This window comes from Pseudomonas sp. BP6, from assembly GCF_017875935.1.
Classification (GTDB): Bacteria; Pseudomonadota; Gammaproteobacteria; order Pseudomonadales; family Pseudomonadaceae; genus Aquipseudomonas; species Aquipseudomonas putida_Y.
Genome location: NZ_JAGINI010000001.1, coordinates 2,578,353 through 2,591,983, shown reverse-complemented (window position 1 = coordinate 2,591,983; position 13,631 = coordinate 2,578,353). Strand labels below are relative to the sequence as shown.

The following is a 13,631-nucleotide window of genomic DNA, read 5'->3' as shown; positions in this document are numbered from 1 at the left end:
GCGTCAGCGGGTTTCAATTTGCGCCTGCAACTGTCCGCCGACAATGGATATTTCTTTGAAGTGTTCGCCCTCGCGCAGCACGAACAGCGCGTCCATCCCGCGCTCCTGAGCCAGACGAGGGCCTTCGGTTTCGCCCAGGACCATCAGCGCCGTGGCCCAGGCATCGGCGAGCATGCACGAGGCCGCCACCACGGTGACGGCGGCGAGCGAGTTGTGCAGTGGCGCGCCGGTGGCCGGGTTCATGGTGTGAGCATAGGACTGACCGGCCACGTCGACCCACTGTCGGTAGTCCCCGGAGGTCGCGATTGAGGTATCGCTAAGTTCCATCACACCCATGACCTCACGCACGCCCCTTTTGGGCTTTTCCAGGGCCACGACCCAGCATTGTCCGTCAGGTTTGACGCCCCGGGCGCGCATTTCGCCATCGATACCGACCAGGTAGCGAGTGATACCTGAACCTTCCAGGCAACGGGCCAGTTCATCCACGCCAAAACCTTTGGCAATCCCACTCAAGTCAAGGTTCGCCGGCGCGCGCTTGCGCACCTGATTGCGTTGTGGCGCAACCTCCAATGCGGCGTCGGCTGAAAGCCAGGTGCGCGGCGCAATTGTGCCGATCCCCTGTGCTGTGACCTGCCGCGCCGCTGGGCCGAAGCCCCACGCGTTCACCAGGTCACCAACAGCGATGTCGAAGGCGCCGCCGGATTGCCGGCTGACGCGCAATGCAGCAGACAGCACCGTGGCCAGTTCGTCGGGTACCGACACCCATTGCTGCTCGGGGGCGGCATTGAGGCGGTTAAGGTCCGAGTCGGGTTTCCAGGTGGACATTTGCTGGTCCACCCGGGCCACGGCGCGGGCCAGTTGCTGGCCAATTTCGTCGGTATCAAGCCCGGCCCCGGCATAAAACAGGGCAGTGTAGCGGGTGCCCATGGTTTCGCCGTTCAGGCTGTAACGCTGCAACTCAGTAGACATCTTCACGGTAGCGTCCTTGTGCCTTGAGGGTCAGCACGCTGAGGTTGAGGGGCGCCAAGACTTCATCCAGGGCCTGCATCACGCCTTTGGCCATTTCGCGACTGCCACACACCAGTACTTGGGCACCTTTTTCAATCAGCCGGCGCAAGGCGAGGGCATCATTGATCAGCCGGTCTTGCACGTAGCTGCGCTCCGGGACCTGAGAAAAGGCGGCGTGCAATTGCGTAAGGCGGCGGTCCGACAAGAATTGGTTGAGTTCCGGTTCGTAGAGAAAGTCCGAAGCCGGGTTGCGCCCGCCCCAATACAAGTGCATCGGGTGTCGGGCCTTGTTGTTGCGGATAAAGCCGGCCAAGGGACCGATACCGGTACCGGCGCCGATCAGGATTACCGGGTGCGTGCCCGATGCCGGACGAAATTGCGGGTTGGGCTGAATGAAGGCGTCAATCTGCGCGCCAATGTCTAGACCGTGAAGAAACTCCGAGCACATGCCCCCGTTGTGTTTACGCACACAGATCTCCAGCACGCCGTCCTGGGAACCGCTGGCCAGCGAGTAGAAGCGCGGGATTGGGCTGCCCGGGGGCAGAATCCCGACCAGGTCGCCGGCCAGAAAGCTCGGCAGTCCGCCGCGCGCTTTGAAGCGCAGGACATGGGTCGGTGCATTTACCTGTTCGCCATAGGCAATCCGCTCTGTCAGCTCTAGTGAATGGGTACGCGGCCGCTGCGGGGTATGAACCAGCGCCAGCGCCTGCCCCAACACGTCGCCCAACGCGTGGCCCCAGCGCGCAAACTCCTGAGGGGACTGGCGGTTGACGGTTTCCAGCCCCAGCAATGGCGAGCCACCGGCCTGCAACATGGCGTCCTGCACTTGATGGGCGTACTGACAGAACTGCGCAAACTGACGGTCGCCCAGGCCCAGCACCGCAAAGGGTAGGCCGGGCTTGACGCCGGTTTTGGCCAGCCGCGCCAGGAACTGCGAAGCCGAGGCCGGCGCATCGCCGTCACCGTGGGTCGCGGTGAGGATGAACACCCGTTGGGCATTACGGTAATCGCCCAACCAGTCGTTCATCGCCGCGCTGTGCACCTGATGGCCGCTTTGGTGCAAGGCGTCATGCAAGGTTTTGGCAAAACCCCAGGTGCTGTTGTTTTCACTGCCCACCAGAATCACGCTGTCGGCAGCATGAGCAGGGCTGTTGTGGCGAAGGCGCGGGCCAGCCTTGCGGCGGCGCCACCATAACAGAACGCCGGTCACGCTCATCAACGGCACGCAGAGGGCGCAGAGCCCGAGCAACAGGCCCAGCCACCAGAGGCCTTCGCCAGTGTGCAACTGGTAGACCAATTCATAGAGGTTGAGCATCGGGTCGTGGGCTTGATAGGACAGCAAGGCGCCGCTGGCCTGATCCACGTAGCCGTCGCCCTGTGCTGTGCGCAGGGAGAACACATCGCGGGGGTTGCCGGGGCTCGGGTAGACCAGCTCGCGCAAGACGTTCAAGTTGGTGGCCTGCAAGGCCTGCAGCTTCGCCACCGGCAAGGCCGGACCGGCGCTGACGTGCGCAGGGAAGGCGGGTTCAGCTTGACTGCCGTCGGCGATAAAACCAAACGTGGTGGCGGACATGTAGGCCCCGCTCAGTGCCGATAACAACAGCCCGAGCAAGGCCAGTCGCCCGACTTCAGCATGCCAGCGCTGGCTGAAAGTGCCCCGCAGCGGCCGCAGCAGGTTGCGCCAGCCACCCAGGCGCCGGGCCAGCAACAGCGTGCCGGACAGTGACAGCGCCAGCATGAGCAGGGCACCAACACCCGATACGCCATGGCCCGGCGTGCCAAGGAACAGCGAGCGGTGCAGGTCTTTCACCCAGCGGGTGAACGCGGATGGCTCGTAAGGGGCGAGCCCTTGGCCGGTCAGTGGGTCGACCTTCTCCGCCCCGGCCTTGCCGTTCTGGTTGTAGTAGACGATCACCGTGCCGGACGCTGAGCGCTGGATCTGCTCCACCCCCGTAAAGTGGCTGGCAACGCGCCCGGCAAGTTGGCCGACGTTGAGTTGCCCGGCAGAAGTGGACGTATTGTGCAGACGTTCCAGCGCCGGCTCGACAGACAGGATCGCGCCGCTGATGGCCAATACCATGACCAACAGGGCGGCGATCAGGCCAGGAAGGGAATGGAACTGACGAAGCATGTTCAGCCTCCGGAGGTGGCGGGTGCTACAGATCGTAAGTAAAGGCGTCGACGTAGGTACTGCCCGTCGCGGGCTTGCCTGCACCCTTGGATGTCAGCGGCACGCTGACATCGCCGCGGGCGTCGCGTTTGTCCTCGACGGCGCTGTCGATGCGGATCTGATACCCGGCATCAATCAGGGTGTCCGCCAGTTCTACGCTGACTTTCAGCGTGCGCCCACTGCCGACGCTGGCGCCGCTGACCCCGTCGAACTCGCTCGGTTTCATCCCGCTGCCACGGGCCCAGTCGGCCAGGTGCTTGTAATATTTGGCCTTCTTGCCGGCCACCCAGAGGGTTTTCTGGTACTGGCCATTGGCGTCGGTGACGTAGATCGCCAGGTAGGCATCATTGCCGCTGTAGTCCTTGAGCTGCGTGGTCAAGGTCACTTCACGGGCCTGGGCCAGCGCCGGCAGGGTAATGGCGCCGATGAGGCAGGTTGCTGCGATGATCTTTTTCATGAGCGTGTCCTCTTGATCGTTAGGTCGAGAGCCTGGACCTGCCGGCTGACAGCAACCTGAACGGCAGGAAAATTCATAGACAGGTGAGTTGTCATTCGGCGAGCGGGCTGCCGAGATAGTCCCTGGCATCGCCGTCATTGCGGAAATGGACCTCGAGTGTCCTCAGGTGCAGCGATGCCGGGGAGTAGCTGGCTTCGATGTCATTGCCTTTGCGGTCCTGGCCCTTGAGTTCGTAACAGCCATCGTCGACCTTGATGCGCTGCACGCGCCAGCCGTATTGCCGCTCTACCTGCTGACGCAGGGTTTCACGAGGTTGCCAGTCGCTTACCGGGTCGCTGCAGTCGTCACCGGCCAGGGCGTAACCGCTGAGCAGCAAGCCCATCAGCGTGGTATTGGCAATAAAACCTGATTTCATGACTTGTCTCCTGTCGAGGGCGGCGTCTGTGGCATAACCTAAAGGGCCTTCCTGACAGCCAGCTGAATTTTCAGATTCACGTCAGGCAAGGCGATTAAGGTGCTGCAAGACAACCATCACAGGAGGTGTCAGATGCGGGTTCTACTGGTCGAGGACGCTCCAGGACTGGGTGAAGCGGTGCGCGAGCAGATTGCCGATGATGGCCACGCCGTCGATTGGGTACAGCGCTTGGACCACGCGCGCAACAGCGTCCGCAGCACGCCTTACGACTTGATCTTGCTGGACCTGATGCTCCCGGACGGGCGCGGGTTGGATTTTCTGCGTCAACAACGCTCGGCAGGAGACGTGACCCCGGTGATTATCCTGACCGCCCAGGATCAGATTTCCGATCGTATCGCCGGCCTCAACGCCGGTGCCGATGACTACCTGGTCAAACCGTTCGACCTGTTTGAACTCTCGGCCCGCGTGGCAGCGGTGGGGCGGCGTTATAGCGGCAATCCCAATCCACAGATCAGACTCGGTGATTTGCAGGTCGACATGAGTGCCCGCACGGTGCAACGGGGCAGTGCCACGGTGGACCTCACGGCGCGGGAGTGGGCGCTGTTCGAGGCGTTTGTGCAACGCCCCGGCGCGCTACTGTCCAAGTCACAGCTCGAAGAGCGGCTGTATGCTTTTGGCGCCGAAATCGAGAGCAATACCATCGAGGTATACATCAGCCGTCTGCGTAAAAAACTCGGACGCGAGCTGATCGAAACCGTGCGAGGCATGGGCTACCGGTTAATGTCCGCATGAAGCCTTCTTCGAGCCTGCAAATACGTCTCGGTCTAGGGCTGACGCTTGGTATGACTTTACTCTGGCTGGTGGCGACAGTGGGTGCCTGGCTAGTGGTGCGGCATGAGTTGAACGAAGCGTTCGATAGCGCGTTGGAAGAAACTGCACAACGCATTCTGCCCTTGGCCGTGCTGGAAATCAGCAACCGGGAAGAGTCCAGCACAGCCCAACACGTCGCGACACTGAAGATGCACAAGGAATACCTGACTTACCTGGTGCGCGATGCCAAGGGCAAGATTCTGATGCAATCTCACGACGCCAACCCGCAGATTTTCAACCGACAACCAACTGAAGGCTTCTCCACTTCTGAAAAGTACCGATTGTATGGCGCTAGCGCATTGCGTCAGACGCTGTTCATCGAGGCGGCCGAACCGCTTGGTCATCGTCGTGAAGCCGCGCGGGAGGCCTTGTTTGCGTTGTTGGTGCCGCTCATGGTGTTGATTCCTGTCAGCCTGGTGGGCACCTGGTTATTGGTGCGTTTCAGCCTGCGCAGCGTGCTGGCTTACCGTCGTGCCATTGAAGCGCGCGGTGTGGGTGACCTGTCTCCGATCAAGGTGGAGCACCTGCCTGCAGAAATCGATCCGTTGGCTGAGGCGGTCAATCACCTGCTGGAGCGCTTACGCAACGCCCTTGAGGCCGAGCGCAGCTTTACCGCCAACAGCGCCCACGAACTACGCACACCATTGGCCTCGACCCTGGCGCAGATCCAGCGGTTACACCACGAAGCGCCGGAGGGGCCGCTGCGAGTACGTGCACAGAAGATCGAACACGCGTTGCACGAGCTTTCAAGGCTTTCAGAAAAGCTCATGCAGTTGGCCAAAGCCGAGGGCGGCGGGCTGTTGTCCGAAACGCCACAAGACCTGATCCCGTTGCTTGCCCATGGCGTGGACGAGTGGAACCAACGCAGCGGGCAGCGCATTGATTTGCAATTACCAAGCCAGACCAGCGTGTATTCGATCATTGACCCGGACGCCTTTGGCATCCTGCTGCGCAACCTGATTGAGAATGCGCTGAAGTATGGTGCAACGGACCAACCGGTCGAAGTCAGCCTCACCGAGCAGGCACAGTTGCGGGTAGTCAATAGCGGCCCGGCGGTGCCGCAGTCTGTATTAGAGCACCTGACCGAGCGTTTTGTGCGCGGTCACAGTGAGATCAGTGGTTCGGGGCTGGGCTTGGCGATTGCCAAAACCATCGTGCAGGGAGTAAACGCGCGAATGAAATTGGTCTCCCCGGCAACAGGTCGACAGGATGGGTTTGAAGTCTGCATCTGGTTACCGCTTGCCCCATCATGAAAGTCCATGAGGCTCGCTATCAGGCGCTCAGCACTCGTTTCAACACTTCGTAAATCCTGGCATCAGCCGATTGGGCAACGTTGAAACGGATGAAATCACCCGCAGTCATGGACTGGCTAAACGCATTTCCGGGCGCCAGCACTACACCTTCATTCAAGCAAGCCCGGGCCAGCGTGGCTGCATCCGTGCCTTGAGGGAGTTGGCACCAGACATACATGCCTGACTGGGGCGTTATCCAGGGCTTGATACCAACGGCCCTTAGTTTCGCTACCGTTCTCTCCATGGCCTCGGCCAGCCTGAGGCGAACGCTTTCCATGTGTTTGCGGTACCCGCTATCGGTAATCGCTAGATGGATGATGTCCGCGGCCAGGCGGCCACCCCCGAATGTAGTCGCAATCTTGAGATCGACCAGGCTCTGGATCCAGTCACTGCGAGCCGCGATGTAGCCGCATCGAATCGACGCGGAGATGGTTTTGGAAAAGCTGCCTATCTGGATGACACGAGAGAGGCCATCGAAGGCAGACAGCCGTGGCGCTGGTGCATTCTCGAAATCCCCGAAGATGTCGTCCTCTACAATCACCATGCTGGAGTTGTCGGCCAGCTTCAGCAGCCTGTGCGCCGTGACCGGAGACAGGGTGGCGCCGGTTGGGTTATGGATGCCTGCATTTGTTATGTACAACCGGGGAGCATGCGCTAGCAGGGCAGCGCCAAAAGCATCGATGTCCGGACCCGTCGCTGTATAGGGTACGCCTACGATGTTGACCCTGTGTGCTTTGAGCAGTGCGTGAAAATTGAAATAGCAGGGATCGTCGACCAGCACGGTGTCCCCCGGCTCCAGCAGAAAGCGGCAGATCAGGTCGATGGCGTGGGTGCCGGACTCCGTGAGCATGATCTGCTCAAGAGGGGCTTCGATCCCGATGCCTGTCAGCCTTCTTGACAAGAATTGCCTGAGTGGCAGATGCCCAAGCGGTGAGGCGTACTCAGTCAGTTTCAGCGTGTCAGAACGGGCAACGGTTCGAAGCGCTTTCCGCAAGCCCGCTTCGAACATCCAGGAAGGAGGTAGCCACCCGCACCCCGGTTTCAACGCATCGCTAGCGGTTTCAAGCGACTGGCGGGAGATCCACAGTGGGTCCACTTCACGATCAAGCCTGGGGCCGAGTTCGGTGAGTACCAAGGGCGCCACTGGTCCGGCTACGTAAAAGCCGGAGCCAGGGCGAGAATTGAGTACACCCTCTGCCATCAACCTTTCATAGGCCTCAAGAACCGTAGAAACCGACACTTGCATGGTCTGCGCCATAGCGCGGACCGAGGGAATTCTCGCGCCTGGTGTGTAGGTTCGAGAGGCGATCCGCGACTGGATTTCACCCATGACTGTTCGAATTCGCGTTCCGTCCCGTTTCATCGCACCCTCAACTGTGCTGGAGTTATATGCATAACAGTTTGGTTTAAGTGTATTGGATTGTACATGGCCTGGGTGAGCCTGTCGGTGATGTACTGAGCCTTGGCTTATCGAGGACTTACCGATGGAAAAATCAGCAAGCGGGTGGATCAACGGCTTCATAGGCGTCGCCATCTTTGCGGGTTCGTTGCCGGCAACCCGAGTGGCAGTGGCCGACTTCGAACCGACGTTCCTCACCTGTGCGCGAGCAACCATTGCCGCCATGCTGGGCGCGCTTTTTCTGATCGTGCTACGCCAGCCTCGACCCAAACGTGAGGACTTGTCGCCCTTGGCTGTAACAGCGCTCGGCGTTGTTATCGGTTTCCCGCTACTGACAGCATTTGCCCTTCAGCACATCAGCTCTGCTCACTCCATTGTCTTTGTCGGGCTCCTGCCATTGTGTACCGCAGGCTTTGCCGTTCTGCGGGGCGGTGAACGACCTCGGCCATTGTTCTGGCTGTTCTCGTTGACAGGTGCCGGGTTGGTCGCTGGCTATGCCTTGATGAACGGAGGTGAGGCATCGGCGGTGGGCGATCTGCTGATGTTGGCTGCGGTTGTGGTCTGTGGGTTGGGCTATGCCGAAGGAGCGCGCCTCTCGCGGACATTGGGTGGTTGGCAGGTGATCAGCTGGGCGTTGCTGGTAGCGTTGCCGTTCATGCTGCTGCTGACGGTGGTCAATCTTCCAGCCCCTGATGACTTTGCCAGGGTAAGTGCCCCTGCGTGGTTCAGCTTTGGCTACGTTTCACTGTTCAGCATGCTGATCGGGTTTGTGTTCTGGTATCGAGGGCTCGTCCAGGGGGGGATTGCGGCAGTGGGCCAATTGCAACTCTTTCAGCCGTTCATGGGGCTTGGGCTGGCAGCGTTGCTTCTGCACGAGCATGTCAGCTGGACGATGCTTCTCGTGACGCTGGGTGCTGTCATCTGTGTTTATGGGGCCAGGAAATATGCCTAAGCACAGCGTCATGCCCAGTCAAACAGTTAGGTATAGCCCCCGCCGTCTGACCCCGGGCTGAGTTGCACAAAACACCTGATCCTTTATGTAAAAGGATCAGGTTAAACCTGACTTACAGGCCCAGTTCAGTCAGCCCTGGGTGATCATTCGGACGGCGACCCAGTGGCCAGTGGAACTTGCGCTCGCTTTCCTTGATGGGCATGTCGTTGATGCAGGCGAAACGGCGGTGCATCAAGCCATCGGCTTCAAATTCCCAGTTTTCGTTGCCGTAGGAGCGGAACCAGTTGCCCGAATCGTCGTGCCACTCGTAGGCGTAACGGACCGCGATGCGGTTGTCGGTGAAGGCCCAGAGCTCTTTGATCAAGCGGTAGTCCAGTTCTTTCTTCCACTTGCGAGTGAGGAAGTCCCGAGCTTCTTCACGGTTGTTTGCAAACTCGGCACGGTTACGCCATTGGGTGTCCACCGTATAGGCCAGGGCAATCTTTTCGGGTTCGCGGGTATTCCAACCATCCTCAGCGAGTCGGACCTTTTCAATCGCCGATTCGCGAGTGAAAGGAGGAAGTGGCGGACGAGCGTGTTCGTTGGACATGGTGGTGCCTCCAATCTTTTGGATGGTTCAGTTGAGTGGGTATTTCTTTAACTTTAAGCGCTTGCGCGCTGCACGTCCTTGAGCAAGACCTTTGTGATTTCTCGTGCACTGTCGAGCGCGGTGTGATCACCCATGACGTGGGCCACGGTTATCGTGCCCTCTATAATCAAAAGAAGTTGCTTGGCCAAGCCAGTCGGATCGTTAACACCTAATTCGCTGGTCAGTTCTAGCGTATAGTCCAGCAGCTTTTGTTTATGCAGTTTTGCGATCTGTCGAACAGGATCGTCTGCGTCACCCACCTCTCCGGCTGTGTTGATAAAAGCACATCCGCGAAAACCGTCTGACTCGAACCAGCTTTTGAGGGCATCAAAAATGCCAAGGATGCGTGCTTCTGGCGTTTGTGCTTTTTCGCATTCACTTCTGAACCACGTCATCCAACGTATATCGCGGGCATTGAGTGCCGCTGCTGCTACGTCGTCTTTATTCGCAAAATAGCGATAAATACTTTTACGGGCGACGCCCGAGGTCTTTACCAACAGGTCCATGCCCGTGGCGTGAATCCCGTTTTCGTAAATAAGCTTCTCGGCAGTCGCCAGGATTTTTTCGCGTGTGTCAGTCATTGGCTTATCCATGTAGCCAGAGTAGAACGATCGTTCTCCCTGGTCAAGCATCTCTTTAAATTGTTCGATTGCGCGTGAGCGGGGCGCCGGCATGCGTTCGATCAGGGTGGCTGGCTTCTCGGTTGCTCAGTCGCGCTCCAGTTCGGCAAAGCGGCTGGACAACCAGGCGTGCAGCTGCCTCACCGCAGGCGACAACTGCTTGCGGTGCGGGCACACCAGGCTCAGTGGCATGGCCGGCCCGGGGTGATCCTGCAAGAGCACGACAAGTCTTCCCGCCAGCACATCGTCGCTCACATCCAGCCACGATTTGTAGGTTATCCCTTCGCCGCCCACGGCCCAGCGCCGGGCAATATCGGCGTCGTCGCAGAGCAGGGCGCCACGCACTTGAACGGTCTGCGTTCCCAGTTGCCACTTGTCGTAGACCCGGCCCTGTTGCATGTACAGCAGGCACTGGTGTTCGAGCAGATCTTCGGGGGCTTGCACGGTGCCTTGCCGCGCCAGGTACTCGGGCGAGGCCACCAGTACCTTGCGGTTCCAAGGTGCCAGTGGCAGGGCTACATAGTTGGCGTCGGCGTTCAGGCCATAGCGGATGGCGATATCCACCGGATCGCGGAACAGATCGGCGATCTGGTCGGAGAGAAAGAAGCGCAGGTTCAACTGTGGATGCTCTCGGCGAAACGCCGTGAGCCAGGGCAGCAGCACGTTGCGCCCCAGATCGGAGGGCGCGGCCACCTGCAACGTTCCGCTGAGCTGGGCGCTTTCCTGACGCAGGTTGTCGCGCCCGTGCCTGAGGGCTTCCAGGGCGATCAGGGCCGAGGGCAGGTACTGCTCGCCTTCGGCTGTGAGGCGCAAGCTGCGCGTGGTGCGGGCAAACAATCGCACATCCAGCTCACGCTCCAGGCGTTTGACTGCTTCGGCCGCCTGGCCGGGTAGCAGGTCGGCCTCGTGGGCCGCCGCGGTAAAGCTGCCCAGCGCGGCGCTGCGAACGAAGATGCCCAGGTCGTCGAGACGGATCATTATCACTCCTGCAATGAAAGTGTTGACGGGCAGGGCCCGTTTTTCCCGGACGCCTGGCACGCCAGACTCAATGCCAAATCAAACCACATTCAGCAGTGAGTGCCTATGAAAGCGATCAGTTTCATCCACAAAGGTTTGCCTATCGAAGACCCTGCGTCTCTTCAAGACATCTTCATGCCCAAGCCCAGCCCTGGGCCCAGGGACCTTCTGGTCGAGGTCAACGCCGTGTCGGTCAACCCCGTCGACACCAAGGTGCGCGCCAACACTTTCACGCGTGAGCCAAAAATACTCGGCTGGGACGCGGCCGGTATCGTCCGCGAAGTCGGGTCCCAGGTGACCCTGTTCAAGCCCGGAGACCAGGTGTACTACGCCGGCTCCATCGCCAGGCCCGGCAGCTACAGCGAATATCACCTGGTTGACGAACGTATCGTCGGGCATCAACCGCGTAGCCTGGGTGCAGCACAGGCAGCCGCGCTGCCGCTGACGGCCATCACCGCCTGGGAACTGCTGTTCGATCGCCTGGGTATCGTGGAGGGCGGCGGGGAGGGCGATGCCCTGCTGATCGTTGGCGCTGCCGGCGGCGTCGGTTCGATGCTGGTGCAGTTGGCCCGGCAGCTGACCCGCCTGACGGTTATCGGCACGGCCTCCCGCGCCGAGACCAGCAACTGGGTACGCGAACTGGGCGCCCATCACGTCATCGATCACAGTGCGCCGCTGCAAGGGCAGCTGCAGGCCCTGGGGATCGAGTCAGTCAGCCATGTCGCCAGCCTCACCCATACTGATCAGCACTTTGCGCAACTGGTTGAAGTGCTGCGACCACAAGGTCGCCTGGGCGTGATCGACGACCCGCAGACCCTGGACGTCATGCCGCTCAAGCGCAAGTCGCTGTCGCTGCACTGGGAGCTGATGTTTACCCGCTCGCTTTACGAAACCGACGACATGGTGCGCCAGCACGAACTGCTCGAGCGCGTGGCCGGGCTGATCGATCAAGGCATCCTGCGTACCACCTTGGGCGAGCATTTCGGCGCCATCAATGCCGCCAACATGCGCCGTGCCCATGCGCTGGTCGAGAGTGGCAAGGCGCGCGGCAAGATCGTCCTGGAAGGCTTCTGAAACCTGTTTGACAGACAACGGCGGACCGGTCGATCCGGTCTGCCATGAGCATGCATGCTTGAACGAACCGTGTTTCTCCGCGCCGCGCACATGCCCGGGGCTACGCCCGGTGAAACTCATGCACACATTGAAGCAGGCAATACCGTGCCTGCTCTTTGCAACTGACCAGGAGCTTGATGTGAACCGACAAGATTACCCCCTCGTTTCCCTCGCCATCCTCAAGGCCAAACCAGGCCAGGCACCAACGCTCAAAGCGGCCTTGCTGGCGTTGATCGAACCGACTCGGGCGGAGCCCGGTAACCGCGACTACATGCTGTTCGAACGTAGCGACGAGCCTGGGACGTTCTACATGCGCGAAGCGTTCGACCACCAGCAGGCCCTGGACGCGCACCTGACCACCGCTCACTTCCAGCGGTTTGCCGAGCAGGCCGAACAGTTGTTGGCGGAGCCCTTGCAACTGATCTTCCTTGACCCGGTGTCATCTGCCGTTGCGCCCTGTCCCTGAGGCAGGCCAGGCAATGCGACCCGCCCTGGGGCACTGTTACCTCGACCGATGTGGATGGCTGTTCTCGAGGACGTTGGCGCCAGTTTGCGAGTGGGTCGCCATTTCACTTTCAAGGACGCCGCTGAACTTTGGTTGCCGGCTGCTTGATGCTGGGTTCCTCTGAGCGTACAGCGCGGTGTTCAAAAAGACTTATCAGGGTGCCTGTAATTGCAATCAGCGCCAGCATAAATAATCCGATGTCTGAATTTTCCATGGTCTCGTCCTGCGGGTTGATGGGTACACGTTGACACTATTTATTGGCACGGCGGGTCATGCCATACGCCGTAAAGCCACGGCCATGGCTCCGCCAAGTACCGCCATGGCCAGCAGCAGCGCGGGGAACGTCAACCACCAAGGCAGGCCGGCGGTCATCATGCTGAACTCCGACATGCCGCCGATGCTGGCGAGCAGGTTCAACGGCAGGAACACCACATTGATCATGGTCAGGTTGCGCAGCGCGTGGTTCATGCCGTTGTTGGCCAGGTTGCCGCGGGCCTCGATCAGGTTGGTAAAGACCTGGGCATGGATCTTCGCCTGCTGGTAGCTTTGCTCGTTTTCGATGATCAGGTCATTCAGCACTTCCAGTTGCTCGGGCCCGAAGCCGTGTTTCTGGCCATGGCTGCGCAGCAGGGCTAGCACGGCGCCATTGCTTTGAATGGCGTTGACGTAATACACCAGGCTTTCGCTCAGGCTGTACATCTGCACCAGGTGCTGGTTGTCCATGGACCGATCGAACTGCAGCTGGATTTCGCGGGCCACCTGCTTTACCACCCGCAGGTGGCCCAGGTAGTGATGCACGCTCTCAGCCAGCATCGCCATCAGCACATCCAGCGGGGTGCTCATGCCGGCCTGCCGGTCTACCCCGGCGAGTAGCGAGTTGGCGGCGCAGATCACCACCAGGCGCTTTTCGCTGAGTACAACGCCGAATGACGAGACATTGAATACCCGGCCATCAAAGCTTTCCGGGCGCTTCCAGATCAGGAACAGGTGATCGGGCTTGATCTCGATACGCGCCACTTCATCCGGGTCCAGGGAGGACTCCAGCGACTGGGCACTGACCCCCAGGCACTCGCACAACCGGGATTGCTCCGCTGCGTCCGGCGCGACACACAACCAGACGCTGGCTCGTTCCTCGGGGGCTTCAAGAAGCGCACCGTCTACGGCGAGGTAGTATTCGATCATCGT

Annotated in this window: 15 protein-coding genes; 5 read left to right on the top strand and 10 right to left on the bottom strand. The window is 60.2% G+C overall.

The features are described 5' to 3' along the window. Nucleotides 1–3: 3 nt before the first annotated feature. The 4 genes from J3A98_RS11880 to J3A98_RS11865 form a co-directional block, all read right to left on the bottom strand. Entirely contained in the window at nucleotides 4–969 is a 966-nt protein-coding gene (locus tag J3A98_RS11880; RefSeq protein WP_209969838.1) for an FAD:protein FMN transferase, read from the bottom strand. Then, nucleotides 959–3,139: a PepSY domain-containing protein gene (locus J3A98_RS11875; protein WP_209966325.1), complete on the bottom strand. Its 2,181-nt coding sequence runs from the start codon at nucleotides 3,137–3,139 to the stop codon at nucleotides 959–961. Before J3A98_RS11875 ends, J3A98_RS11880 begins: the two co-directional genes overlap by 11 nt. Nucleotides 3,140–3,164: 25 nt before the next feature. Next, a complete protein-coding gene (locus J3A98_RS11870) occupies nucleotides 3,165–3,635 on the bottom strand; it encodes a DUF2271 domain-containing protein (protein WP_209966323.1) in 471 nt (156 codons plus the stop codon). A 91-nt stretch (nucleotides 3,636–3,726) separates the two neighbouring features. Further along, nucleotides 3,727–4,050, bottom strand: a complete 324-nt coding sequence (locus tag J3A98_RS11865) for a PepSY domain-containing protein (protein ID WP_209966320.1) — start codon at nucleotides 4,048–4,050, stop codon at nucleotides 3,727–3,729. A gap of 132 nt (nucleotides 4,051–4,182) precedes the next feature. On the opposite strand from J3A98_RS11865, the gene J3A98_RS11860 reads away from it, so the two are divergent. Both J3A98_RS11860 and J3A98_RS11855 read left to right on the top strand, forming a co-directional pair. After that, nucleotides 4,183–4,842, top strand: a complete 660-nt coding sequence (locus J3A98_RS11860; protein WP_209966318.1) for a response regulator transcription factor — start codon at nucleotides 4,183–4,185, stop codon at nucleotides 4,840–4,842. Further along, nucleotides 4,839–6,173 (top strand): ATP-binding protein, encoded by a 1,335-nt coding sequence (locus J3A98_RS11855; RefSeq protein WP_209966316.1) that lies wholly within the window; start codon nucleotides 4,839–4,841, stop codon nucleotides 6,171–6,173. The genes J3A98_RS11860 and J3A98_RS11855 overlap by 4 nt, the downstream gene beginning before the upstream one ends. A 19-nt stretch (nucleotides 6,174–6,192) precedes the next feature. Here the strand turns inward: J3A98_RS11855 and J3A98_RS11850 are convergent, their stop codons facing one another. Then, the gene (locus J3A98_RS11850; protein WP_209969835.1) at nucleotides 6,193–7,575 is read right to left on the bottom strand and encodes a PLP-dependent aminotransferase family protein; all 1,383 of its coding nucleotides are present in this window, start codon (nucleotides 7,573–7,575) and stop codon (nucleotides 6,193–6,195) included. A 121-nt stretch (nucleotides 7,576–7,696) separates the two neighbouring features. On the opposite strand from J3A98_RS11850, the gene J3A98_RS11845 reads away from it, so the two are divergent. Continuing rightward, a complete protein-coding gene (locus tag J3A98_RS11845; protein WP_209966314.1) occupies nucleotides 7,697–8,563 on the top strand; it encodes a DMT family transporter in 867 nt (288 codons plus the stop codon). 112 nt (nucleotides 8,564–8,675) lie between these two features. Here the strand turns inward: J3A98_RS11845 and J3A98_RS11840 are convergent, their stop codons facing one another. The 3 genes from J3A98_RS11840 to J3A98_RS11830 form a co-directional block, all read right to left on the bottom strand. After that, the gene (locus J3A98_RS11840) at nucleotides 8,676–9,152 is read right to left on the bottom strand and encodes a nuclear transport factor 2 family protein (RefSeq protein WP_209966312.1); all 477 of its coding nucleotides are present in this window, start codon (nucleotides 9,150–9,152) and stop codon (nucleotides 8,676–8,678) included. 53 nt (nucleotides 9,153–9,205) lie between these two features. Continuing rightward, on the bottom strand, nucleotides 9,206–9,772 hold the full coding sequence (locus tag J3A98_RS11835; RefSeq protein ID WP_076403846.1) for a TetR family transcriptional regulator: 567 nt from the start codon (nucleotides 9,770–9,772) through the stop codon (nucleotides 9,206–9,208). A 126-nt stretch (nucleotides 9,773–9,898) separates the two neighbouring features. Next, nucleotides 9,899–10,789, bottom strand: a complete 891-nt coding sequence (locus J3A98_RS11830) for a LysR family transcriptional regulator (RefSeq protein ID WP_209966310.1) — start codon at nucleotides 10,787–10,789, stop codon at nucleotides 9,899–9,901. Nucleotides 10,790–10,894: 105 nt separating this feature from the next. Between J3A98_RS11830 and J3A98_RS11825 the strand changes: the two genes are divergently transcribed. After that, a complete protein-coding gene (locus J3A98_RS11825) occupies nucleotides 10,895–11,902 on the top strand; it encodes a zinc-binding alcohol dehydrogenase family protein (protein ID WP_209966307.1) in 1,008 nt (335 codons plus the stop codon). Nucleotides 11,903–12,020: 118 nt separating this feature from the next. Continuing rightward, on the top strand, nucleotides 12,021–12,407 hold the full coding sequence (locus J3A98_RS11820) for a putative quinol monooxygenase (RefSeq protein ID WP_209966305.1): 387 nt from the start codon (nucleotides 12,021–12,023) through the stop codon (nucleotides 12,405–12,407). Nucleotides 12,408–12,516: 109 nt separating this feature from the next. Here J3A98_RS11820 and J3A98_RS11815 read toward each other — a convergent pair whose 3' ends face one another. Together J3A98_RS11815 and J3A98_RS11810 are read right to left on the bottom strand one after the other, a co-directional pair. After that, nucleotides 12,517–12,660, bottom strand: coding sequence for a hypothetical protein (locus J3A98_RS11815; RefSeq protein WP_061405635.1), 144 nt, complete (start codon nucleotides 12,658–12,660; stop codon nucleotides 12,517–12,519). A 56-nt stretch (nucleotides 12,661–12,716) separates the two neighbouring features. Continuing rightward, the gene (locus J3A98_RS11810) at nucleotides 12,717–13,628 is read right to left on the bottom strand and encodes a magnesium transporter CorA family protein (RefSeq protein ID WP_173880609.1); all 912 of its coding nucleotides are present in this window, start codon (nucleotides 13,626–13,628) and stop codon (nucleotides 12,717–12,719) included. Nucleotides 13,629–13,631 lie beyond the last annotated feature (3 nt).